At 73.1% G+C, this 22527-nt stretch carries 25 protein-coding genes; 10 read left to right on the forward strand and 15 right to left on the reverse strand.

All coding sequences use genetic code 11. The features are described 5' to 3' along the window. The first annotated feature begins 4 nt into the window (after window positions 1-4). Window positions 5-1408, forward strand: a complete 1404-nt coding sequence (locus ABZU25_RS09075; protein ID WP_355028792.1) for a HAMP domain-containing sensor histidine kinase — start codon at window positions 5-7, stop codon at window positions 1406-1408. Window positions 1409-1641: 233 nt separating this feature from the next. Here ABZU25_RS09075 and ABZU25_RS09080 read toward each other — a convergent pair whose 3' ends face one another. Next, entirely contained in the window at window positions 1642-2664 is a 1023-nt protein-coding gene (locus ABZU25_RS09080) for an adenosine deaminase (protein WP_355028793.1), read from the reverse strand. Further along, window positions 2661-3455, reverse strand: coding sequence for a trans-aconitate 2-methyltransferase (locus ABZU25_RS09085; protein ID WP_355028794.1), 795 nt, complete (start codon window positions 3453-3455; stop codon window positions 2661-2663). The genes ABZU25_RS09080 and ABZU25_RS09085 overlap by 4 nt, the downstream gene beginning before the upstream one ends. Before the next feature lie 82 nt (window positions 3456-3537). On the opposite strand from ABZU25_RS09085, the gene ABZU25_RS09090 reads away from it, so the two are divergent. Together ABZU25_RS09090 and ABZU25_RS09095 are read left to right on the forward strand one after the other, a co-directional pair. Further along, window positions 3538-4521, forward strand: coding sequence for an aldo/keto reductase (locus tag ABZU25_RS09090; RefSeq protein ID WP_355028795.1), 984 nt, complete (start codon window positions 3538-3540; stop codon window positions 4519-4521). 88 nt (window positions 4522-4609) lie between these two features. Further along, on the forward strand, window positions 4610-4804 hold the full coding sequence (locus ABZU25_RS09095; protein WP_355028796.1) for a hypothetical protein: 195 nt from the start codon (window positions 4610-4612) through the stop codon (window positions 4802-4804). Between the two features lie 99 nt (window positions 4805-4903). Here the strand turns inward: ABZU25_RS09095 and ABZU25_RS09100 are convergent, their stop codons facing one another. The 7 genes from ABZU25_RS09100 to ABZU25_RS09130 form a co-directional block, all read right to left on the reverse strand. Further along, the gene (locus ABZU25_RS09100; protein ID WP_088962828.1) at window positions 4904-5107 is read right to left on the reverse strand and encodes a cold-shock protein; all 204 of its coding nucleotides are present in this window, start codon (window positions 5105-5107) and stop codon (window positions 4904-4906) included. A gap of 288 nt (window positions 5108-5395) precedes the next feature. Continuing rightward, window positions 5396-5668: a DUF4235 domain-containing protein gene (locus ABZU25_RS09105; protein ID WP_355028797.1), complete on the reverse strand. Its 273-nt coding sequence runs from the start codon at window positions 5666-5668 to the stop codon at window positions 5396-5398. Beyond that, a complete protein-coding gene (locus ABZU25_RS09110) occupies window positions 5665-6039 on the reverse strand; it encodes a DUF3618 domain-containing protein (protein WP_355028798.1) in 375 nt (124 codons plus the stop codon). Before ABZU25_RS09110 ends, ABZU25_RS09105 begins: the two co-directional genes overlap by 4 nt. Continuing rightward, complete coding sequence (locus ABZU25_RS09115) at window positions 6036-6470, reverse strand: phage holin family protein (RefSeq protein WP_088990414.1); 435 nt, start codon at window positions 6468-6470, stop codon at window positions 6036-6038. Before ABZU25_RS09115 ends, ABZU25_RS09110 begins: the two co-directional genes overlap by 4 nt. 182 nt (window positions 6471-6652) lie before the next feature. Continuing rightward, entirely contained in the window at window positions 6653-7840 is a 1188-nt protein-coding gene (locus ABZU25_RS09120) for a mechanosensitive ion channel family protein (RefSeq protein WP_355028799.1), read from the reverse strand. A gap of 83 nt (window positions 7841-7923) precedes the next feature. After that, window positions 7924-8745: a DUF1206 domain-containing protein gene (locus ABZU25_RS09125; RefSeq protein ID WP_355028800.1), complete on the reverse strand. Its 822-nt coding sequence runs from the start codon at window positions 8743-8745 to the stop codon at window positions 7924-7926. A 59-nt stretch (window positions 8746-8804) separates the two neighbouring features. After that, entirely contained in the window at window positions 8805-9191 is a 387-nt protein-coding gene (locus ABZU25_RS09130; protein WP_355028801.1) for a hypothetical protein, read from the reverse strand. A 75-nt stretch (window positions 9192-9266) separates the two neighbouring features. Here ABZU25_RS09130 and ABZU25_RS09135 point away from each other — a divergent pair, with 75 nt between their 5' ends. Together ABZU25_RS09135 and ABZU25_RS09140 are read left to right on the forward strand one after the other, a co-directional pair. Then, window positions 9267-10493, forward strand: a complete 1227-nt coding sequence (locus tag ABZU25_RS09135) for a cysteine desulfurase-like protein (RefSeq protein WP_355028802.1) — start codon at window positions 9267-9269, stop codon at window positions 10491-10493. Next, window positions 10490-10777, forward strand: a complete 288-nt coding sequence (locus ABZU25_RS09140; RefSeq protein ID WP_355028803.1) for a GNAT family N-acetyltransferase — start codon at window positions 10490-10492, stop codon at window positions 10775-10777. The genes ABZU25_RS09135 and ABZU25_RS09140 overlap by 4 nt, the downstream gene beginning before the upstream one ends. Before the next feature lie 14 nt (window positions 10778-10791). Here the strand turns inward: ABZU25_RS09140 and ABZU25_RS09145 are convergent, their stop codons facing one another. Beyond that, window positions 10792-12282: a glycoside hydrolase family 3 N-terminal domain-containing protein gene (locus ABZU25_RS09145; protein ID WP_355028804.1), complete on the reverse strand. Its 1491-nt coding sequence runs from the start codon at window positions 12280-12282 to the stop codon at window positions 10792-10794. Window positions 12283-12498: 216 nt separating this feature from the next. On the opposite strand from ABZU25_RS09145, the gene ABZU25_RS09150 reads away from it, so the two are divergent. From ABZU25_RS09150 to ABZU25_RS09165, 4 genes are all read left to right on the forward strand, one after another. Beyond that, window positions 12499-12624, forward strand: a complete 126-nt coding sequence (locus ABZU25_RS09150; protein WP_255421242.1) for a hypothetical protein — start codon at window positions 12499-12501, stop codon at window positions 12622-12624. A 99-nt stretch (window positions 12625-12723) separates the two neighbouring features. Further along, window positions 12724-13674, forward strand: a complete 951-nt coding sequence (locus ABZU25_RS09155) for a TIGR03557 family F420-dependent LLM class oxidoreductase (RefSeq protein WP_355028805.1) — start codon at window positions 12724-12726, stop codon at window positions 13672-13674. 73 nt (window positions 13675-13747) lie between these two features. Continuing rightward, a complete protein-coding gene (locus tag ABZU25_RS09160) occupies window positions 13748-15379 on the forward strand; it encodes a RecQ family ATP-dependent DNA helicase (protein ID WP_355028806.1) in 1632 nt (543 codons plus the stop codon). Between the two features lie 88 nt (window positions 15380-15467). Continuing rightward, window positions 15468-15971, forward strand: coding sequence for a hypothetical protein (locus tag ABZU25_RS09165; RefSeq protein ID WP_355028807.1), 504 nt, complete (start codon window positions 15468-15470; stop codon window positions 15969-15971). A gap of 40 nt (window positions 15972-16011) precedes the next feature. Here ABZU25_RS09165 and ABZU25_RS09170 read toward each other — a convergent pair whose 3' ends face one another. Then, window positions 16012-17622, reverse strand: coding sequence for an MFS transporter (locus tag ABZU25_RS09170; RefSeq protein WP_355028808.1), 1611 nt, complete (start codon window positions 17620-17622; stop codon window positions 16012-16014). Window positions 17623-17713: 91 nt separating this feature from the next. On the opposite strand from ABZU25_RS09170, the gene ABZU25_RS09175 reads away from it, so the two are divergent. Then, window positions 17714-18475 carry a TetR/AcrR family transcriptional regulator gene (locus tag ABZU25_RS09175; RefSeq protein ID WP_355028809.1) on the forward strand — a complete coding sequence of 254 codons (762 nt, stop codon included), beginning with the start codon at window positions 17714-17716 and terminating at the stop codon, window positions 18473-18475. A gap of 12 nt (window positions 18476-18487) precedes the next feature. Here the strand turns inward: ABZU25_RS09175 and ABZU25_RS09180 are convergent, their stop codons facing one another. Genes ABZU25_RS09180 through ABZU25_RS09195 form a run of 4 tightly spaced genes read right to left on the reverse strand, consistent with a single transcriptional unit; the run spans window position 18488 to window position 22527 of the window. Then, window positions 18488-19471 (reverse strand): DNA topoisomerase IB, encoded by a 984-nt coding sequence (locus ABZU25_RS09180; RefSeq protein WP_355028810.1) that lies wholly within the window; start codon window positions 19469-19471, stop codon window positions 18488-18490. Beyond that, window positions 19455-20408 carry a glycosyltransferase family 9 protein gene (locus ABZU25_RS09185; protein ID WP_355028811.1) on the reverse strand — a complete coding sequence of 318 codons (954 nt, stop codon included), beginning with the start codon at window positions 20406-20408 and terminating at the stop codon, window positions 19455-19457. The genes ABZU25_RS09180 and ABZU25_RS09185 overlap by 17 nt, the downstream gene beginning before the upstream one ends. Next, on the reverse strand, window positions 20405-21106 hold the full coding sequence (locus ABZU25_RS09190) for an SDR family oxidoreductase (protein WP_355028812.1): 702 nt from the start codon (window positions 21104-21106) through the stop codon (window positions 20405-20407). The genes ABZU25_RS09185 and ABZU25_RS09190 overlap by 4 nt, the downstream gene beginning before the upstream one ends. Next, complete coding sequence (locus tag ABZU25_RS09195; RefSeq protein WP_355028813.1) at window positions 21103-22527, reverse strand: PfkB family carbohydrate kinase; 1425 nt, start codon at window positions 22525-22527, stop codon at window positions 21103-21105. Before ABZU25_RS09195 ends, ABZU25_RS09190 begins: the two co-directional genes overlap by 4 nt.

Consider the following 22527-nt stretch of genomic DNA (forward strand, 5'->3'; position numbering starts at 1 on the left):
CGGCATGTGCAGCCTCGTCGCGCTCGCGTTCCTGATCCCGCTCGGCCTCAGCCTGCGTGAGCAGAGCCGGGACGAGGCGATCGCCGACGCGGCCCGACGCAGCGCGTTGGTCACCGGCGCGCTGGCGGTGAGCACCGACCCGGCAGTCGTCGAGCGGGCCGTGGTGGCGAGCGCCGAGGGCGCGCCGACCCGGCCCGTGGTGCACGGCCTGGGCCTTGACGAATCCGCCGGTCGGGCCACCGGCAGCGACCTGGACCGGGCCCGTGCCGACCGGCGGTCGCTGGTCGTCGACGTGGACGGGGGCGTGATCCGGCTCGACCCGGTCGTCCTCGGCGACCGGACGGCCGTGGTCGAGGTGTTCCTCCCGGACTCGACGCTGGGCGAGGGCGCCGGTGGCACCTGGCTGCTGCTGTTCGCTGTCGGCGCGGCGATGGCCGGCGCGGCGGTGCTGGTGGTCGACCGGGTCGCCGCCCGCGCGGTGGACTCGACCCGAGGTCTGGTCAAGGCCGCGCTGTCCATCGGCGACGGCGATCTGGGCGTGCGCGTCGAGCCGAACGGCCCGCGTGAGCTGGCCGAGGCCGGGTACGCCTTCAACCGGATGGCCGACCGGCTGGACGCGGCCCGCACCGATGAGCGTGAGCTGGTGGCCGACCTGTCGCATCGTCTGCGTACCCCGCTGACAGTGCTGCGGTTGGACGCCGAGGCGTTGGAGTCCGACGACACCAGCGTGGGTTCGTTCAGCCCGGCGGAGCTGGACCGGCTTCGCGGCATCCGGCGGATCCGGCAGGCGATCGTCACCCTGGAGGGTGAGATCGACGTGTTGATCAAGACGACCCGCAAGTCGGTGGCGCACGAGGCCGGGCCGGCGATGTGTGACGTCAGCGAGGTGGTCCGGGACCGGATGGTGTTCTGGGCGGCGCTGGCCGGCGACCAGAACCGGCCACAGCGGGTGAGCGGCGCGCAACTGCGCATCCCCGCGCCGGTGCCCCGGGCCGAGCTGGCCGCCGCGCTGGACGCGGTGATCGGCAACGTCTTCCGGTACACCCCGCAGGGCACCGCGTTCGAGGTGGCCGTGTCCCGGCGCGACGGTTACGTGGCGATCCGGATCGACGACGCCGGCCCCGGCATCGCCAACCCGGACCGTGCGCTGCGCCGGGGCACCAGTGACCAGGGCTCGACCGGGCTCGGCCTGGACATCGCCAAGCGGGTGGCATTGCAGGCCAACGGGTCGGTGAGCATCGACCGGGCCCGGCTCGGCGGGGCCAGCGTGGTGATGCTCCTCGCCGACCCGGAGGCGACGCCGCGACAGGTCAGCCGCTTCGGCCTGGTCGGGCGGATGGCACGCGACGCCCGGGACACCAAGGCCACCGGACGGCGCTGGCCGCGCCAGCGCCCCACCGACGACTGACCGGGTTGTGGGCCGTCGCAAGTCTTCCTTAGATCGCGGTTAACGAGCGGGCTGGACCGGCCGCGAGCTGACAGGATCAGTACGCGAACCCACCAGTTTCACCGGCCGAGCGCCTACGCGCACCCACGACCGGTGAAGCCGCGCGCGCGGCGGGAGTCACAGGTCCCCCCACACCCACGCTCCCGCCGCGCGCCCTGCTCCCCACGCGATCAGGCGCGACGGGCCGGACCGGCTCAACCGGCGGCGGCGAGGTACGCGTCGATCTCGGCCGTGATGCGCTGCTTGCCGTCGGAGTCGAGGAAGGACGCGGTCACCGCGTTGCGCGCCAGCCCGGCCAGCCCCTCGGGGCCGACCCCGAGCAGGCGGGCCGCCACCGCGTACTCGTCGTTGAGGGTCGTGCCGAACATCGGCGGGTCGTCGGAGTTGATGGTGACAAGCAGCCCGGCCTCGACCAGCCGGGGCAGGGGGTGCTCGTCGAGGTTGGCCACCGCCCGGGTCCGGACGTTGGACGTCGGGCAGATCTCCAAAGCGATCTGCCGCTCGGCCAGGTAGGCGAGCAGCTCCGGGTCCTGCGCGGCGGAGATGCCGTGCCCGATCCGCTCGGCGCCCAGCTCGTTCAGCGCGTCCCAGACGGTCTGCGGCCCGGTGGTCTCCCCCGCGTGCGGCACCGAGCGCAGCCCGGCGGCGCGGGCCCTGTCGAAGTAGGGCCGGAACTGCGGTCGGGGTACGCCGATCTCCGGGCCACCCAGACCGAAGCTGACCAACCCGTCCGGGCGCTCCTCCAGCGCGACGCGCAGCGTCTCCTCGGCCGCGGGCAGGCCCGCCTCGCCGGGAATGTCGAAGCACCAGCGCAGCTCGATGCCGAAGTCGGCAGCCGCGCGCCTGCGGGCGTCCTCGATCGCCTCGCAGAACGCCGGCGCGGGGATGCCCCGACGCACGTGCGAGTACGGGGTGATTGTCAGTTCCGCGTACCGGACCTGTTGGCGGGCCAACTCCCGGGCCACCTCGTGGGTGAGGATCCAGACGTCCTCCGGGTCGCGGATGAGGTCCACGACGCTCAGGTAGACCTCGATGAAGTGCGCGAAGTCGCGGAACTCGAAGTAGTCGGCGAGCGCCTCCGGGTCGGCCGGCACGGGGGTGCGTCCCTCGTGGCGGGCGGCCAGCTCGGCGACGATCCGGGGCGAGGCGGAGCCGACGTGGTGCACGTGCAGCTCCACCTTGGGCAGGCCGGCGATGAAGGCGGACGGGTCGGTCACGGACTCTCCTCTGCACTGTCGCCGGTGCGGGCGACGACGAAGACGCGGCGGAACGGGAAGTACACCTGACCCTGCCGGACCGGGTAGGCGGCGGCGAGGCGTACCCCCAACTCGGCCCGGAAGGCCGACCAGCCGGCGGCGTCCAGCGCGGCCCGGACCGGACGCAGCGCGGTGCCTTCCATCCAGGCCAGCACCGGGTGGTCGGCGGCGGGCCGGGCGGGCAGCAGGTGCACGTAGGTAGTCTCCCAGGCGTCCACCGCGCAGCCGGCGGCGGTCAGCAGGGCCGCGTAGTCGGCTGGGTCGTCGACCGGGTCGGCGCGCAGCAGCGGGGCGACAGCGGCCCGCCAGGCCGGCCCGTCGGCGACCTGGCGCAACGCGCGGTGCGAGGGGGCGGCGAAGTTGCCGGGAACCTGCATGGCGAGCCACGCGCCGGTGGGCAGCTCGGCGGCCCAGCGACGCAGCAGCTCCTGGTGGCCGGGCACCCACTGGAGCGCCGCGTTGCTGACCACCACGTCCTCGTCGCCGGTGGGACGCCAGTCGCGCAGGTCGGCGACGGCGAAGTCGACGGGAGCGCCGAGGGCGGTGGCTCGGTCGATCATCTCCGGCGAGGAGTCCAGGCCGCGCACCCGACTCGTCGGCCAGCGCTCGGCGAGGGTGGCGGTGAGGTGGCCGGGGCCGCAGCCGAGGTCGACCACCGTCCGGGGCCGGTCGGCCGGGATCCGCGCGACCAGGTCGTGGAACGGCCGAGATCGCTCGTCGCCGTAGCGCAGGTAGGTTGTCGGATCCCACATCACTGCCTCCCAAACCGTACGTCCGTCTTGCTACCGTACGGCTCGCGTGGCAGGCCGGCAACCCGATCACTAGGCTCGGGGCATGGAACAGCGCAGCTTCAACCGGCTCGGCCGGACCGTCGGGGCGGTCGGCCTGGGCGCCTGGCAACTCGGCGCAGACTGGGGCACCGTCAGCGAGGCCGACGCGATGGCGGTGCTCGCCGCCGCCGTGGACGACGGGGTCACCTTCCTCGACACCGCAGACGTGTACGGCGACGGCCGCAGCGAGCAGCTGATCGGCCGCTTCCTGCGCACCCGACCCGACGCCGGGCTGACCGTCGCCACCAAGATGGGCCGTCGCGTCGAGCAGCGGCCGGAGGCGTACACCCTTGACAACTTCCGGCAGTGGACCGACCGGTCCCGGGCCAACCTGGGCATGGACACCCTGGACCTGGTCCAGCTGCACTGCCCGCCCACCGCCGTCTTCTCCTCCGACGAGGTCTTCGACGGCCTGGACACCCTCGTCGCCGAGAAGGCCATCGCCGGGTACGGCGTCAGCGTCGAGACCTGCGACCAGGCGCTCACCGCGATCGCCCGACCGGGGGTGGCGAGCGTGCAGATCATCCTCAACGCGGTCCGCCACAAGCCCCTGGAGCGGGTCCTTCCGGCGGCCGCCGCCGCCGGGGTGGGCATCATCGCCCGGGTGCCGCTGGCCAGCGGCCTGCTCTCCGGCCGGTACGACGAGCACACCGAGTTCCCCGCCGACGACCACCGCAACTACAACCGGCACGGCGCGGCCTTCGACGTCGGGGAGACGTTCTCCGGGGTCGACTACGAGCGGGGCCTGGCCGCCGTACGCCGGCTGGCGCCGCTTGTCGACGCGGACCGCACGATGGCGCAGTTCGCGCTGCGCTGGGTGCTGGACCAGGCGGGCGTCACCGTCGTCATCCCCGGTGCCCGCGACGCGGAGCAGGCCCGGCGCAACGCCGAGACGGCGGCCCTGTCGCCGCTGACCGACGGCCAGCTGGCCGCCGTACGCGAGATCTACGACGAGCTGATCCGCCCGCAGGTGCACGACCGGTGGTGACTGGCGCGCCCGGGGAGCTCGCGTCGCGCCGCCCGACCAGGGATGCTGGTGGACGGCGTGCCGCTCCGGGCGGCGGAGAGGAATCGCGATGAGGGGCTGGCTTTCGCTCACCCTCGGCCTGGTGGCCGTGGTGATCGGTGCGGTGTGGACGGTGCAGGGCCTCGGCTACGTCACCGGCAGCGTCATGACCGACGAGAGGATCTGGGCGGTGCTCGGCCCGCTCGTGGCGTTGGCCGGGCTGGTGGTGCTCTGGCTCGGCCTGCGCTCGCGCCGCCGGAACTGACCCGCCGGGGGCGAAGCCCCGTATCCCGGACGGGATACGGGGCTTCGAAACGACCCTGACCGGATCGTCCCACTGGCCGGCGGGAGCCGGCCGTCTCACTCAGATGGGACGGACCTGCTCGGCCTGTGGGCCCTTCTGACCCTGAGCGATCTCGAACTCCACCCGCTGGTTCTCCTCCAGCGAGCGGTAGCCGCTGGACTGGATGGCCGAGAAGTGGACGAACACGTCAGCACCCCCACCATCGACGGTGATGAAGCCGAAGCCCTTGTCAGCGTTGAACCACTTCACGGTTCCCTGAGCCATGTGAATCTCCCTCTAAAAACTGGTGGCCGTGCACGCCGTGCGGCCGATTGGCCGTTTCGAGCAGCGGCGTCTGAGGCGGCCTCCACGAAGGAGACTTCTCTCAACCCACGCCATCTCTCAGCAGCGTGGACCAGCAAATCACGGAGGCAAAAAGTCTGTCACGACCTCTCCGACGAATTTCTCCGACATGTGACCTGACGGATGCCTCAGTTCCGCTGGGCGGCGTCCGAAGCCATGCGAAAGCCCCCTTCCCATCGATGCGGGAAGAGGGCTGACGTCGCTGGGTGGTCAGTCCGGCCAGTTGCCGGTCATCCGGCGGACACCGACCGCCCCGCCCCGGTCCACGGCGGCCCGGACGACCGCGAAGATGGCCCCCTGCAACGCCGCGGCGGCCAGGATCTCGCCCCAGCCGCGATCCTCGTCGGTGGCGTTGGGCGCCTCACCGTCGCCCGCTGTGACCTTCCAGACCTGCCGGAAGATCGCCCCGGCCGCCGCGCCCGCGGCGATACCCAACAACACGCCGACGGGCCGGTACGCGACCCTGCCGATGCTCCTGCTCACCTACGCCTCCCCCGCACGATCATCAGCACCACCACTGTCGCCACCGCACCGGCGGCGATCGCCGCCCACGGCACCGGGTTGCGGCGCACCAACTCGCCCTTGTCGTGCGCCTGCGCGCGCACCATCCCGCCCTTCTCGTAAGCCTGTGCCCGCGCCTTCCCGGCGCCCCGCACGGCCTGCCCGCGAACCCGGGCGACGGTCTGCGCCGCCTGCTCGCGCATCCGCTCCTTCGCCTGCTCGGCGGACTCCTTCAGACGCGCCTTGACGTCGGCCTTCGCGGCCAACGCCTCCATCGTCTCGCCCAACTCGACCCGGGTGCGGCGGATCTCCTCGCGGAGCGCGTCCGTGTCGCCGGTCCCGTTGCCCGTCATTGCCGTCCCCTGTCCTTCACCGCGGCGGTGACGGTGTCCACGTCGGCCCGGAGGCTGCGAACCGTGGCCGCCGGCACCGGCGGGACGGCACGGCTGACCTGCTTCTTGCCCACCAGGGCGAGGATGCCGGCCACCAGGAAGCAGGCCACCGCCACGATCAGCGCGGCGGCCCAGGCGGGCAGCACCAGGTCGAGAAGCAGGATCGCCGTGGCGACCAGGGCGCCCAGGCCGAAGAACGCCAGCGCGCCGCCGCCGCCGAACAGGCCGATCCCGATGCCGGCGTGCTTGCCCTTCTGGGTCAACTCCGCCCGGGCCAGCGCCAGTTCGTCCCGTACGAGGCGGGAGACCTGCTCGGTGGCCCGCTGCACCAACTCGGCGGTGGAGGGCTCGCTCCCGTTGTGGGATGTGCGGGCGTTCGCCACGTCAGCCATGCTGTCCTCCTTTCCCTATCACCGCGCTGTATGCCCGGAGTTGCCGCCCGTCAATCCTAAAACGCGACGAGCGGCCCACCGTTCCCGTTTCCGGACGCCGCGCCGAAGAGTCGGCTCAGCCGATCACGCCAGAGATGTCCGGCAGCACATCCCCCGCCCAAGCCGGCCCAAACCTCCCAGGGTCAGGTGCGGGCTTCTTCGGGGCCCACGAAGGCTTCGCTGCGGGCGTCGCCGTCGTCGCTGCCGCCGAAGACGCGGGCGTCGTCGGGCGCCTCGGTGTCGGACGGGCGGCGTGCTGGCCGCCTCGGCTGCACCCACTGCCAGGGCAGGTTGCTGCTGGCGTCGCCCAGCTCGGTGCGCATCCGGGGCATCGCCGTCGGACGGTTGTCCCGGATCCAGGCCACCAGGTGCTCCCGGACGAGGCAGCGCAGATCCCACAGACTGCCCGCGTCGGCGGCGCTGACCAGAGCCCGCACCCGGACCATCCCGCCGGTGGCGTCGGTGACCTGCAGGACGCAGACCCGCCCGTCCCACAGCTCGGTGCCCTCGACCAGGCGGCGTAGCTCCTCGCGCATGGTCTGCACCGGCACCGCCCAGTCCACGTCGAACTCGGCGGTGCCGAGCACCGCCGACTCGGTCCGGGTCCAGTTCTGGAACGGCTTGCTGGTGAAGTACGAGGTGGGGAGGATCAACCGCCGGTCGTCCCAGATCTGCACGACGACGTAGCTGAGGGTCAGCTCCTCGATCCGACCCCACTCCCCCTCGACGACGACCACGTCGTCGAGCCGGACGGCGTCGCTGAAGGCGAGCTGGAGGCCGGCGAAGACGTTGCCGAGCAGGCTCTGCGCGGCGAGCGCGGCCACCACACCGACCACGCCGGCCGAGGTCAGCACACCAGCGCCGATGCCCCGCACGCTCGGGAAGGTCATCAGCATCACGCCGACGGTCAGGATGACGATCACCGCGATGGTGAGGCGACGCAGCATCACCACCTGGGTCCGGACCCGCCGGGCGTGCCGGTTGTCGGGCACGTCGACCCGGAACCGGGCCAGCGCGGTGTCCTCGACGACGACCAGCAGCGCGGCGACCAGCCAGGCGACGGTCGCGATGACGGCCAGGACGAGCAGGTGCAGCAGCTGCTGCCGCCAGCTCTCGCCAACCGCGTACCCGGTGCTGAAGCGGACGGCGAACTGGACGGCGAGGACCGTCCCGGCGACCTGGAACGGGCGGTGCGCGTGGTCGGTCAGCTCGGTCAGCAGCTGCGACCGGCGGCCGAACCGCCGGGTGAGCCGGTGGACGACCTCGACCAGGAACAGGGCGACCGCCGCCGCGACGAGCGCGGCGACGACCGTTTCGAGATAACTCTGCACGTTTTCGGGGCTTCCCTTCGACCAGGCGTCGGGCACTTCGGGCAAAAGCCCAAGAGTGCCCGACGTTCCTGTAATCGACCAGTTCAGACCTTGCGGTACCGGGACTGGAGGAAGCAGTAGACGCCGAAGGCGGCGATGCCCAGGGCGACCAGGGTCAGCAGGAACACGCCGTACGACTGGTCGCGCAGCGTGTGCAGCGCGGCGTCCAGACCTCGGGCCTTCTCCGGGTCGTACTTCACCGCCGCCACGATGACCAGCAGACCGGCGATGCCGTACGCGACGCCCTTGGCGATGTATCCGGCCATGCCCAGCCGGCGGGCCAGCGTCCGGGTCTTCGGGCTCATCTCGCCGGTCTTCAGGTGCTTCTCGAACCGCTTGACCGCCCCGTAGATGACCAGGCCGACACCGATCGCGGCGAGCACCAGCCCGGCCAGGCCGACCAGCCAGCGGCCACCGCTGGAGGTCATCAGCTTGCCGGTCAACGCCTCCTGCTGGTCGGCGCTGTTCGACCCGACATCCTTGAAGACCTTGAAGGCGGTCCAGGCGAAGTAGAGGTAGACGATGGTCCGGCCGGCCGAGGCGAGCCGCTCGGTGACGCGTTCCCTGCCGCGCTCGGCGCGGTGCCCGACCGCCGCCTCCAGCGCCTGCCAGATCGCCATCGCGAGCAGGCCGACCGCGGTGGCGATGACCAGGAACTTGCCCAGGGGCTGTTCGGAGAGGGTACGCAGCGCGCCGGACTGGTCGCCGTCGTCGGACGACGTGCCGAAGGCGATCTGCAACGCCAACCAGGCGAAGAGCAGGTGGACGATGCCGTAGCCGATGAAGCCGGCCCGGGCGAGGAGTTCCAGCCACCGGCTGTCCGCCGTTCGGGAGGCGGTGGCTTCGGCGCTACGGGTGAGTGACATGCTGCCACAATCTCCGATTCTGGAGATCCCCAAACGTCGGCCACCGCCGCCCGCCCAGGTCAGCTGCCCGGGTTGCGCGATACGCGAATCTTGACCTGCTGGTCGGTGACGCTGTCCAGGGTGACCGCGAAGCCGCCGGCCTCGGCGGCCTGCTGCCCCATCGTGAGGCTGAGCTGCTCGCCGGCGACCTCGACGGTCACCTGGTCACCATCGGCCCCGACCAGCTTGGCCTCGACGCCCAGGATGGTGGCGCTCGCGTCGACACCCCGCTCGAAGGTGACGGTGCAGGCGTCGAGCCCGCAGTCGGTGGAGGCGCCCTGGGAGCTGCAACCGGCGAGCACGGCGAGGCCGAGCGCCAGACCGGCGAACAGACCGGCGGCGCGGCGGACGGGGGGAATGGGCATGGTGGCGGGTCGGTTCGTCACCTCGCCAAGGGTACGAGACATCGGCGACACCTCCACCCAACGGTGATCACCTGGTGGCCGACCAGGGGCCGGGGCGTACCGGCTAGGGTCCGGGACATGCCCTTCGACATCGCCCGCACCCGGGCCGCCTACCCCGCCCTGACCGAGGGTTTCGTGCACTTCGACGGGGCCGGGGGCACCCAGACCGCCATCGGTGTGATCGACGCGGTCACCGACGCCATGCGGACGGCGGTCGGCAACCGCAGTGCCGCCTTCATACCGGGTCGCCGGTCGTTGGAGCTGGTGGCCGAGGCCCGCGCGGCGGTGGCCGACCTGCTCGGCGCCGACCCGGCCGGGGTGGTGCTGGGCCCGAGCGCCACCGCGCTGACGTACACCCTGGCCCGCACGCTCGGCGCGGGTTGGCGTCCCGGTGACGAGGTGGTGGTGTCCCGGCTCGACCACGACGCGAACGTCCGACCGTGGGTGCAGGCCGCCGAGGCGGCCGGCGCGACGGTGCGCTGGGCCGAGGTCGACCGGCACACCGGCGAGCTGCCCGCGGCCCAGTACGCCGACCTGGTCGGCGAGCGGACCCGGCTGGTCGCGGTGACCGCCGGCAGCAACGCCATCGGCACCGTGCCGGACGTGCCGGCGATCGCCAAGATCGCACACGCGGTCGGCGCGCTGGTCTGCGTCGACGGGGTGCACTCGGTTCCGCACGGGCCGTCCGACCTGGCCTCGCTCGGCGCCGACGTGCTGGTCACCAGCGCGTACAAGTGGTCCGGACCGCACCTGGCGGCGATGGTGGCCGACCCGGCCCGGTGGGCGGCGCTGCGCCCGGCGAAGCTGGTTCCGTCCTCCGACGCCGTGCCGGACCGGTTCGAGTACGGCACCCCCAGCTTCCCGCTGCTGGCCGGCGTGACCGCCGCGGTGGACCACCTGGCGGGTCTGGACCCGGACGCGGTCGGGGATCGGCGGGCGCGGCTGCGCGCCGGCCTGGCCGCCGCCCAGGCGCACGAGGAGGCGCTGCTGGACCGGCTGCTCGCCGGGCTGGCGGAGCGGCCGGCGATCACCGTGTACGGCTCGCCGGCCCGGCGCTGCCCCACTGTGTCGTTCCGGGTCGCCGGGATGTCACCGGCGGCCACCCAGCAGGCGTTGGGCGCCGCCGGGTTCTGCCTCTCCGTCGGCGACTACTACGCCTACGAGTACTTCCAGCTGATGGGTCTGCGCGACAGCGGCGGCGCGGTGCGGGCCAGCATCTACCACTACAACACGGCCGACGAGGTGGACCGGTTGCTCGGCGAACTGGACGCGGTGGCCGACGGGGCGGGGAGAATGGCCGGATGAGCACCCTGGTCGAGGACAACCCGGCGAAGCACCGCTTCGAGATCCTGGTGGACGACGCGCTGGCCGGCTTCACCGCGTACCTGATGCGCGGGGAGGTCCTGGTCTTCACGCACACCGAGGTGGACCGGGGCTTCCAGGGCAGGGGCGTGGGCGGGGCGTTGCTGCGGGGCACCCTGGACCAGGTCCGCGCCCGGGGCACCACGGTGGTGCCGCAGTGCCCGTTCATGGCCGCGTACATCGACAAGAACCCCGAGTACGCCGACCTGGTCGCCGACCTGCCGTAAGCCCGACGGTCGGCTCAGCGGGCGCCGGTAAGCACCTCGGCGGCTGCCCGGCCACTGGCCCGGGTGGCACCGTGGGTGGCCAGGTGCACCGCCCCGGTGACCACCTCGGGCACGCCCAGCTCGACCACCACCGCGTCCGGTCGGGCGGCGAGAGCCCGTCGCACGGCGGCGCGCATCCAGTCGTGGCGGTGCAGATCCCGGACCACCAGCACCAGCGGGCGGGCCCCCGCCCCGGCACCCGGGTCGGCCGGCACGTCGGGTTCGGCGTAGCGGACCGTGCTCGTGCCGGGCAGCAGCTCACCCAGCGGTGCGCCGATGCCCCACGGGGTCTCCGCGCCGATGGCGATGTTGCGCAGCGGCTCGAACTCGACGACGTGCGCCGCGCGGGTCAACGGCAGCGCGCCGGCCGCGCTGCCGGTGGCGGTGACCCGGACGGCCCGACGGGCGGCGACGAGCCCGACGTCGGCGGCGCCGCGGGCTCCGGCCGGTCCGGCGGCACGCGCGGCCATCGTCCAGGCGGCGAGTTGGCCGACGCGCTTGGCCGCCTCGGCGAGGCGTTCCTCGGGCAGCTCACCGGAGACGACAGCGGCCACGATGGCGTCGCGCAGCTCGCGGGCCGCCTGCTCGTCGGCCCGTTCGCCGCCGATGCAGATCGCGTCGGCTCCGGCGGCGAGGGCGCGGACCGTCGCCCCGGCGAAGCCGTACCGGTCGGCGACCGCGCGCATCTCCACGGCGTCGGTCACCACCACCCCGGAGAAGCCCATCTCGTCGCGGAGCAGCCCACCCAGGATGCGCTGACTCAGGGTGGCCGGCAGCTGCGGATCGAGCGCGGGTACCAGCAGGTGGCCGGTCATCACCGCCTGCACCCCGGCCGCGACGGCGGCCCGGAACGGGACCAGCTCGCAGGTGTCCAGCCGGTCCCGGTCGGCGGTGATCCGGGGCAGGTCGTGGTGTGAGTCGACACGGGTGTCGCCGTGCCCGGGGAAGTGCTTGGCGCAGGCCGCCACGCCGCCGGCCTGGAGCCCGCTGACCCAGGCGGCGGTGTGCCGCGCGACAAGCGCCGGGTCGGCGCCGAACGAGCGGACGCCGATCACCGGGTTCGCCGGGTTGGAGTTGACGTCGGCGTCCGGGGCGTAGTTGAGGGTGACCCCCGCCGCGGCCAGCTCGACGCCGAGGTCCCGGGCGACCGCCTCGGTCAGCTCGGGGTCGTCGACCACCCCGAGGGCGAAGTTGCCGGGCCGGGAGCTGCCCTGGACCGACTCGAGTCGGGTGACGTCGCCGGCTTCCTCGTCGATCGCCACGACGACGTCCGGACGCTCGGCGCGCAGCGTCGCGGTGAGCGCCGCCACCTGCTCGGGGTCGACGACGTTGCGGGCGAAGAGCACCACCGAGCCGAGGCCCTCGCCGAGCCAACGGCACACCCAGGCTGGCGGGGTGGTGCCGACGAAACCGGGCTGGAGGACGGCGGCGGCGAGGGCCGGGAGGTGCCCGGTGGGTGTGGTCACGCCACCCCCTCCTGGCGCTCGGCGTCGATCACCGGCGACGGTGCGCCCCCGTCGACCCACTGGTTGCGCTCGCTCATGCGGCCCCCGTACCCCATCTCTCACGCGCCCTCGGCGCACCGCCACCGGCAGGCGGTCATGCCATGGTCACACCGGGCGATTCAATAGTCAATAAACCTTACAGTTGCCTGGCCGCCCGCTCCCCGGGAGAGTGCGGGGATGGACCCTGCCCTGCTGGCCGACGCGACGAGCCCGGCCGACATCCCCGGCGTACGCCTGCTCGGCCTGGTGGTCGGCGCCCTGCTGCTGCTCGCCGCGATCCGGGCGATGTTCGGTCGGCGCTGAGCGCCCCGCACCGATCCGGGTCCGGCGAGCCGTGTGTGGCCGACCGCGACCGGGGTACGGCATTCCCCATCAGCAGGTCCGCGCGCCGAAGGGGAAACGATGAAGATCGGATACTTCCTGTCCAGTGAGGAGTTCACGCCGGCCGAGCTGCTGGAGCAGGCGCGCGGTGCCGAACGGGCCGGCTTCGAGGCGCTGTGGATCTCCGACCACTACCACCCCTGGGTGGACGCGCAGGGTCAGAGCCCGTTCGTCTGGTCGATGATCGGCGCGCTGAGCCAGGTCTGTTCGCTACCGGTGACCACCGCCGTGACCTGCCCGACGGTGCGGATCCACCCGGCCGTGATCGCCCAGGCCGCGGCGACCAGCGCGGTGCTGCACGGCGGGCGTTTCGTGCTCGGCGTCGGCACCGGCGAGGCCCTCAACGAGCACATCTTCGGCGACGCCTGGCCGCCGGCCGACGTCCGGCTGGAGATGCTGGAGGAGGCCGTCGAGGTGCTGCGCAAGCTGTGGGACGGCGGCTTCGTCAACCACCGCGGCAAGCACTACACAGTGGAGAACGCCCGGATCTACACGCTGCCCGACACGCCACCGTCGATCTACGTCTCCGGCTTCGGCCCGAAGTCCATCGACCTGGCCGCCCGCATCGGCGACGGCTACGTGAGCACCATGCCCGACGGCGACATGGTCCGGCGCTTCCGCGCGAACGGCGGCGGCGACAAGCCGTGCCAGGCCGGCTTCAAGGCGGCGTACGCCGACAGCGAGGACGAGGGCGTCCGCATCGCGTACGAGCGCTGGCCCAACGCCGGGGTGCCCGGCGAGCTGTCCCAGGTGCTGCCCTCACCCCGACACTTCGAGCAGGTCGCCGAGCTGGTCAGGCCGGAGATGGTCAAGGAGGCGTTCGTCTGCGGCAACAGCGTCGACGCACACCTGGAGATGATCGACAAGTACGCCAAGGCCGGCTTCGACGAGGTCTACGTCGCCAACACCGGCCCGCACTACCAGGGCCTGTTCGACCTCTACCAGCGCGAGGTGCTGCCCCGACTGCGCTGACGCCGGATCCGCCGACCCCATGATCGCCCAAACGCGTTTCGGCGGTCGTGGGGTCGGGTACCTCCGGCCCTCGATGAAACTGTCAACGCATTCGATGACGTTGCGCCGCGCGGCCCGCAGCCTTTTTGGCTGGAAGGCGCTACGGCCCAACCAACTGGCCGCCATGCGCGCGGTGATGAAGCGACGTGACGCTCTGGTGGTGTTGCCCACCGGGGCCGGCAAGTCGGCCATCTATCAGATCCCGGCCAGCCTGATCCCCGGCCCCACCGTGGTGATCTCCCCGCTGCTGGCCCTCCAGCAGGACCAGATCGCCTCTCTCAACGAGCGGCAACGCCCGGAACTGCGGGCGGTGCGGATCAGCTCGAACGAGTCGCCCAGCCAACAGGCCCAGGCGATCACCGAGGTCCGCGAGGGCCGGGCGGAGTTCCTGTTCATCACACCGGAGCAGCTGAGCAACCCGGACCGGATGGCGGAGGTCGCGGCACTGAAACCGGCGCTGGTGGCGATCGACGAGGCGCACTGCATCTCGGCCTGGGGGCACGACTTCCGGCCCGACTACCTGGCGCTCGGGCACCTCATCGAGGGCATCGGCCGGCCGCCGGTGGTCGCGCTGACCGCCACCGCCTCTCCACCGGTACGCGACGACATCATCGCCCGGCTGCGGCTGCGCGAGCCGGACGTGGTGGTCTCCGGGCTGGACCGGTCGAACCTGTTCCTCGAGGTGGCGCACTGCCCGGACGAGGACTACCGGTGGCGACGTCTGATGACGCTGCTGCGCGACGAGGGGCGGCCGGGGATCATCTACGTGCCAACCCGCCGCGCGGCCGAGGAGCTGGCCACCCGGTTGACCGACGCCGGCCTGCCGGCGCAGTGCTACCACGGTGGGATGGCGGTCGGCGCGCGCGCCGAGCTGCACGAGGCGTTCCTCGCCGACGAGGTCCCCATCATGGTGGCGACCTCGGCGTTCGGCATGGGCATCGACAAGCCGAACATCGCCTGGGTGGCGCACATGGCGCTGCCCGACTCGCCAGACAGTTACTTCCAGGAGATCGGCCGGGCCGGGCGCGACGGGCAACCGGCCCGGGTGCTGCTGCTCTGGCGGGCCGAGGACGTGGGCCTGCAACGGTTCTTCAGCGGCGGTCTGCCCGACGTCGACGAGCTACGCGACCTTGCCGCTCTGCTGCGCCGCAAGGCGGCGACCAAGACCGAGCTTCGCGAGACCACCGGCCTCGGGCCGCGCAAGCTGGGCCAGTACCTCTCCCTGCTGGAGCAGATCGGCGCCGCCGAACCACGCGCGCGGCAGCGCATCGGCGCCCCGCGCTACTCCCCCACCCCGGTGGACGCCGCCGCCGCGGCGCTGGCCGAGGCGGAGCGCCAGCAGACAGTGACCCGGTCCCGCACCGACATGATGCGGGCCTTCGCCGAGACCAACGCCTGCCGGGGGCAGACCCTGCTTGCCTACTTCGGTGAGCAGATGACCGAGGTCTGCGGGCACTGCGACAACTGCCACAACGGCACCAGCGTCGCCGACCAGGGTGCGGTCGGGCCGTTCCCGGTGCACAGCCACGTACGTCACCCGGAGTGGGGAGTCGGCATGGTGCTCTCCTACGAGGAGGACAAGATGACGGTTCTCTTCGATGAGGTCGGGTACAAGACGTTGTCGGTGCGCGTGGTGTCCGAACAGGGCCTGCTGACCCTGGACTAGCCTGACCCGGGCACCGGTGTCGGGCCCGGTGGATTGACCAAGCAGAGCACCGATTGACCAAGCAGAGCAGGGCGGAAGGGGCGTTGTCGTGATCGAGCAGCCGGCGTACACCGGGTTCGGATTCTCCGACGGGGAGTGGGGGTTGCTTGTCGGCCTGCCGCAGTCGGTCCTGACCGCGGCGAGCGCCGCCGAGTCCGACGGCACCCGCCGGACCATGGCGGAGACCGCGGCCGGGCTGGAGACCATCTCCGCCGGCCGGGAGTCGGCCAGCCCCCTGGTCGCCGCCGTGGCCGGCGAGATCGTCACCCGCGTCGGTGACCCGGAGACCGGTGCGGAGCTGCCGGTCATCGCGCCCGACGACCCGCGGGCGCTGATCGACGACGTGCTGGTGCGGGCCGGCCAGGCCGCCGCGCTGCTGGCCGGCCGCATCGACGAGGGCGAGGCCGGCGCGTACAAGCACTGGCTCGTGAAGATCGCCGAGCAGGTGGTGGGTGCCGCGTCCAGCGGTGGGCTGCTGGGCATCGGGGGCGAGTCGGTAAGCGATTCCGAGCGGCGCTTCCGCGACCGGCTCGCACACGTGCTCACCGACTGACCGCCCCCGAGCGGACTGCCCGGCGACACGGGGCGGGCGGCTACGCCTCGGCCGACGCCGCAGCGTGCGACGCCGGGAGCGGGTCCGGGTGCCCGGACGGCGCGCGGTCGGCCGGGAGCGCCTCGGTCGCGGTCGGGTCGCCCGGCCGGAGGCCGCGCAGTGTCACCAGCGCGGTCACCGCGCCCGCCAGCATCACCACCATCGCCGCGTACGCGGCCAGGTGCAGCCCGTCGGTGAACGCGACTCCGGCGGCGTGCCGCACCGCGTCGGCCAGCTCCGCCGGCAGCCCCTGGGCGACCGCGAGCGCACCGCCCAGGGTCTCCTGGGCCGCGGCGCCGGTGTCGGCGGGCAGCCCGGCCGGCAGGCCGTCGACGATCTCGCGGCGGTAGACCGCCGCGCCCACGCTGCCGAGGATCGCCATGCCCAGCGCGCCGCCCAGTTCGCTGCTGGACTCGGTGAGCGCCGATGCCACACCTGCCTGCTCGGGCGGCGCCGCGCCGAGGACCAGCTCGGTGACGAGCGACATCACCATCACCAGGCCGCCCGCGTAGATGCTCGCGCCGACAAGCAGCACCCACAGCGCCGAGTCCGGGGTGACCTGGGTCAGCACCACGAAACCAAGCACGGCGATCGCGAAGCCCGCGCCGATCAGGTACGCCCGTTCGACGCGCTGGGCGAGCGCCGCGGCGGCCGGTGCGACTCCACCCACCGCCAGGGACGGCACGAGGCTCCACAGTGCCGCCCGCAGCGGGCTCAGGCCGAGCACCAGCTGGAGGTGCTGGGTGGTGAAGATGGCGAAGCCGATGATGGCGAACATCGCCAGCAGGTTGACAGCGAGCGACCCGGCGAAGCCGCGACGGCGGAACAACGCGAGATCGACCATCGGGTACGCCCGGGTCCGCTGCCGGTGCAGGAAGAGCGCGCCCACCAGCAGGCCGCCGACGATGGCGAGCACCCGCACCGGGCTGAGGCCGTCGCGGGCCATCTCCTTGATGCCGTAGATCACCGGCAGCAGCGCGCCGAGCGACAGGGCCGCGCTGACGAGGTCGAACCGCCCGGTCGCCGCGGTGCGGAACTCGGGCACCAGGAGCGGGGCGAGCAGGAGCAGCATCAGCATCGCCGGGATGTTGATCAGGAAGATCGAGCCCCACCAGAAGTGCTCCAGCAGGATGCCGCTGAGCACCGGGCCGATCGCGATGCCGCCGGTGAGGGTGGCGGTCCAGATGCCGATGGCGGTGCCGCGCTGCTTGGCGTCGTGGAACATGTTGCGCACCAGGGCGAGCGTGGAGGGCATCAGGGTGGCCCCACCGACGCCGAGCACGGCGCGCGCGGCGATCAGCGTCGCGGTGCTGTCGGCGTACGCGGCCAGCAGCGACGCCGCTCCGAACGCGCCGGCGCCGATCAGCAGGAGCCGGCGTCGGCCGATCCGGTCACCCAGGGCGCCCATGGTGATGAGCAGCCCGGCCAGCACGAAGCCGTAGATGTCGAAGATCCAGAGCTGCTGGGTGGCGGAGGGGCGCAACTCCGCGCTGATGAACGGGACGGCGAAGTAGAGCACCGACACGTCCATCGAGACCAGGAGCAGCGGCAACATCAGCACCGTGAACCCGATCCACTCCCGCCGGCCCGCCCGTGGTGCCGGTGTGGTCATCCTCGTCATGATCCATTTCCTCTCTGCGTATGGCGTACGCTGTTATGCGTAGACCATACGCAGAACTAGGATGACGGGGCAAGGAGGAAATGTGGCGGCGAAGACAGACGACAGCGGACCGGTGCTCCCGGCGTCCATCCAGAACGCCTGGGGGCTGCGGGACCGCCCACCCAAGGGCCCCCGGCCGGGCCTGAGCGTGCCCGCCATCGTGGACGCCGCCGTACGGGTGGCCGACGCCGACGGTCTGGCCGCCGTCTCGATGAGCCGGGTGGCAAAGGAGTTGGGCGCCGCCACGATGGCCCTCTACCGGTACGTCGGCTCGAAGGACGAGCTGCTGATGCTCATGGTGGACATGGGGTACGGCCCGTCCCCCGGCCCGCCCCCGCCGGAGGACGACTGGCGCGCCGGCCTCACCCGGTGGGCGTGGGCCGAGCACAGGGCGCTGCGGCACCGGTCCTGGTTGCTGCACGTGCCGATCAGCGGCCCGCCGATCACCCCCCAGCAGCTCGGCTGGATGGAGGACGGGCTGCGCTGCCTCGACGGCACCGCGCTCGCCGAGGGCGAGAAGATGTCCGCGCTCCTGTTGATCACCGGGTACGTCCGCAACGAGGCAACCCTCACGTCGCAGATCGCCGAGGGCAGCCGGGCGGCCGGCGTCGAGCCCAGCGAGATGATGCCGGCGTACGGCCGGCTGGTGGCCCGACTCATCGACCCGGCCCGCTTCCCGGCACTCCAGCGGGTGCTGGACGCCGGAGTGCTCAACCAGGACGACGACCCCGACGACGAGTTCACCTTCGGCCTGGACCGGATCCTCGACGGCATCGACGCCCTGATCCGGCGGCGAACGGCCTGAACCCACGCCCGGTCAGGCCTTCTCCAGCAACTCCAGGACGATCCGCTCGGCCTCCTCGCGGGGCGCCCGCGGGTCCACCGACGCCACCACCCCGTCGTGGTAGAGGTCGACCACCCGCGGATCCACGTACGACGCGCGAGCCACCGTCGGGGTGTTGCCCAGCAGCTCGGCCACCTCGCGCATCACCGCGACCACCGCCCTGCGCCGGGCCGTCACCGAGCGGGCCGGGCCGGCGGTGGCCAACTCGGTGGCGGCGAGCACTGTGGCGTGCCAGGTGCGGAAGTCCTTGGCGGTCATCTCCCCGCCGCTGGCGTCGCGCAGGTAGCCGTTGACCTCGTCGCTGCGCACGTCGCGCCACTCCCGGCCATCCCAGTAGCCGAACAGCCGGTCCGCCTGTCGCCGGCGGCGACGCAGATTGACAAGCACCTGGCACAGCTCCGGGTCCTCGATCCGGCGTACCTGTTCGATGCCACCCTTCGCGGGAAACACCAGGACCACGCAGCCGCGCCGGGACCGGGCATGCTCGGGGCGCAACGTGGACACCCCGTACGTCGGGTCGTCGCCGGCCGCGTACTGGTCGCTGCCGACCCGGAACATGCCCATGTCCAACAGTCGGGCCACAGTGGCCAGCACCCGGTCCCGGCCCAGCCCTCGGTCGTCCAGGTCACGGCCCACCCGCTCCCGCAGCACCGGCAGCCGCCGGGCCACCTCCAGCATGTGGTCGAACTTCGCCTCGTCCTGCTGCTCGCGCCACAGCGGGTGGTAGATGTACTGCCTGCGCCCGGCCGCGTCGATCCCGATCGCCTGGATGTGCCCGTTGACGTGCGGCGCGATCCAGACGTTCTGCCAGGCCGGCGGGATGACCAGCTCCCGCAACCGGGCCAGCACCGCCGGATCACGGACCGGATCTCCGGTCGGGTCGACGAAGAGCCAGCCCCGACCGCGCCGCCGCCGTCCGTACCCCGGTCGACCCGGGTCGCTACGCCGCAACCGCACCGGAGACCCGCACCACCCTTTCCACCTCCTGGACGGCGGCCAGCACCTCGTCGAGGCGCAGAGCCGCCATCGTCGGGTGGCTTCCTACCCCGTCCCATTTCGGCCAATCTCCCTCGCCGGCCCAGAGCACCCGGTGCCGGGGCCGGTCCACCGGCGGCCCCCAGTGCGCTGGCGGCACCGGCCCGAAGAGGACGACCGACGCGGTGCCGAACCCGGTGGCCAGGTGAGCCACGCCGGTGTCCCCGCTGACCACCAGCCGGGCGTTGGCCACCAACGCCGCGAGCGCGCCGAGGTCGGTCCGGCCGGCCAACACGGCGTCGGACGGCAGGCCGGCCGCGTCGGCCACCCGGGCGGCCAGTGCCCGCTCGTCGGCCGAGCCGGTGAGCAGGACCCGGTGCCCCTGGTCGGTGAGCGTCCGGGCCAGCGCGGCGAACCGCTCGGCGGGCCACCGCTTGGCGGGGACCTTGCTGCCGGGGTGCAGCACTGTGACACCGGTGGGCAGCCCGGCCGACCCGGGCCGACGCAGACCGAGGTCGGTGGCGTCGGCGGGAATGTCGTACCAGGACAGCAGCCGGCACCACCGGTCCACCTCGTGCTCGTCGACGGACCACCGCGGACCGTCGACGCAGCCGGCACCGGGGTTCGCGAAGGCCAGCAGCCGGCCCGGCCGGGTGGCCGCCAGCAACCGGTGCGACAGCGGGCCGCGTCCGTGCAGGTTGACAGCGACCGACACCGCCGACCCGGCCCGCAGGGGCCGATCCAACCCGCAGGTGTCGACCAGCCGGTCGACGCCGCCGACCAGGTCGACAAGCGGCGCCAGCCAGACGGGCGCGGCGAGCGCCAACTCCGGACCGGGGTACGCGGCCCGCAACGCCCGCAGCGCGGGCACCGCGGTGAGCAGGTCGCCGACGCCGAGCGCGCGCAGCACGAGGATCACGGGTACGAGGTCTCCTGCTCGGCGCAGACCACCAGCTCCCGCACCGCGCAGCCGGGCGGCTGGTGGAGCGCGAACATGATCGCGGCGGCCGTGTCGGCGGGATCGTTGAGGATCGCGTCCGGCCCCGGCTTGTACTGCGGGTCGCGCTCGTCGAAGAACGACGTGCGCATCCCGCCCGGAATGAGCAGCGTGACGCCGACCTGACCGGCGAGTTCGGCGGCGAGCGCGCGGGTGAAGCCCACCACGCCGAACTTCGCCGCGCAGTAGGCGGTGGCGTCGCTGACCGCCTTGACGCCCAGCGTGGAGGCGACAGTGACGATGCGGCCCCGGGACGTCAGCAGGAACGGCAGGGCGGCCCGGATCACCGCCGCGGTGGCGAGCAGATCCACTGCGACGATCCGGTCCCAGGTCTCCCCCGGCACGTCGGCGAGTCGACCCGGGACGTCCGTGCCGGCGGCGGTGACCACCGCGTCCAGGCCGCCGGCCTGCTCGGCGAGGTGTTTGGTGGCCACCTCGGCGGCCCGGGTGTCGGCCAGGTCGCACTCGGTCCAGGACACGCCGTCGGCCGGCGGTTGCCGGTCCAGCACGACCGGCCGACCGCCGGAGGCGGCCACCGCGGCGACCACCGCGGCACCGAGCCCGCTCGCGCCGCCGGTGACCAGGACGGTGGGCCCGGCGCCGGGCCGCGTGGCGGTCATCGGGTGCGCTCCCCGATGGAGCGAACGATCATGTCGGTGGTGGAGCGACCGTCCAGGTAGGGCACCACCACCGTGTTCCCACCCCACCGGCGCAGGACCTCCGCCTCCGGCAGGGTGGCGGCGTCGTCGCCACCGCCGGTGGCGTAGTCGCCACCCTTGACCCAGATGTCCGGCCGGACCCAGGACAGCGCCGCGTCCGGGGTCGGCTCGTCGAAGATGAGCACCGCGTCGACACAGCTCAGCGCGGCCAGCAGTCGAGCGCGGTCACCCTCGGACATCACCGGCCGATCCGGCCCCTTCAGCCCGGCCACGCTGGCGTCCGAGTTCACGCAAACGATCAGGCAGTCGCCGAGCTGGCGGGCCGCCTGCAGGGTGGCCACGTGCCCGGCGTGCAGCAGGTCGAAGCAACCGCCGGTGGCCACCACAGTGCCGCCCGCGGCCCGTACCTCACCGAGGAGCGTGGCGACCGCCGCGACGCCCACCCGGTCGCCGCCCGGACCCGCGAAGCTCGTCGGCGTGGGACGCACCGGCGGTGGCAGCGCCGCCGCCACTCCCCCACCGGCCACGTACGCGGACGCCTCGGCGACCGCCGCCTGCACCGCCTCGGAGACCAGCGCGCCCTGGGCCAACGCGAGGCTGGCGGCGGCCGCGAACCGGTCGCCAGCCCCGCAGGTGTCCCCCTCGGCGCTGCCCGGGGTCGGCACCACAAGCGGTGTCGACCCGGCGTGGCAGAGCAGCGCGCCGTCCCCACCCAGCGTCACCGCTACCGCACCGGCCCGCCACCGTCGCCGCAGCCCCTGCGCACCCCGCGACGCGGTGGCCAGCCGGGAGGCACCGGGCAGTGCGGGGACCAGTTCGCGCACCTCCGACTCGTTCGGAGTGGCCAGATGGACGCCGGGGACAGCCGCCGGGCCGCGCGGGTGCGGATCCCACACCACCGGCGCGCGGGTGGCGGACAACGCGTCGCGCAGCGCCGGCTGCCGAGCCACTCCCCGGCCGTAGTCGCTGACCAGCACCGCGGACGCCGCGCCGATCACCCGGAGCACCTCGTCGGAGGGCTGACCCGGCTCCCCGAACGTGCCGCCCCGGTCGTGGCGCAGCAGCACCCGCCCCCGGGCCCGCAGCCGGATCTTCTCCGGCGTCGCACCGGCCAGTGCCAGCGGGTACACCTGCACGCCGGCCGCGGCGAGCAGCGCGCTCAGTCGGGCCCCTCCGGCGTCGTCGGCGAGCGCGGTCACCAGCACCACCTCGGCGCCCTGCGCGGCGGCGAACACCGCCGCCAGACCGGCGCCACCCGGACGGTCGCTGGCGGCGCTCTCGTCCAGGACCGGCACCGGGGAGTCCGGGCAGAGCCGGTTCACCACCCCTTCCACGTCCCGGTCGAGCAGGGTGTCCCCGAGCACCACCACCGGTCCCCTCAC

Origin of the sequence: Micromonospora sp. NPDC005215, assembly GCF_040607915.1 — a bacterium.
Classification (GTDB): domain Bacteria; phylum Actinomycetota; class Actinomycetes; order Mycobacteriales; family Micromonosporaceae; genus Micromonospora.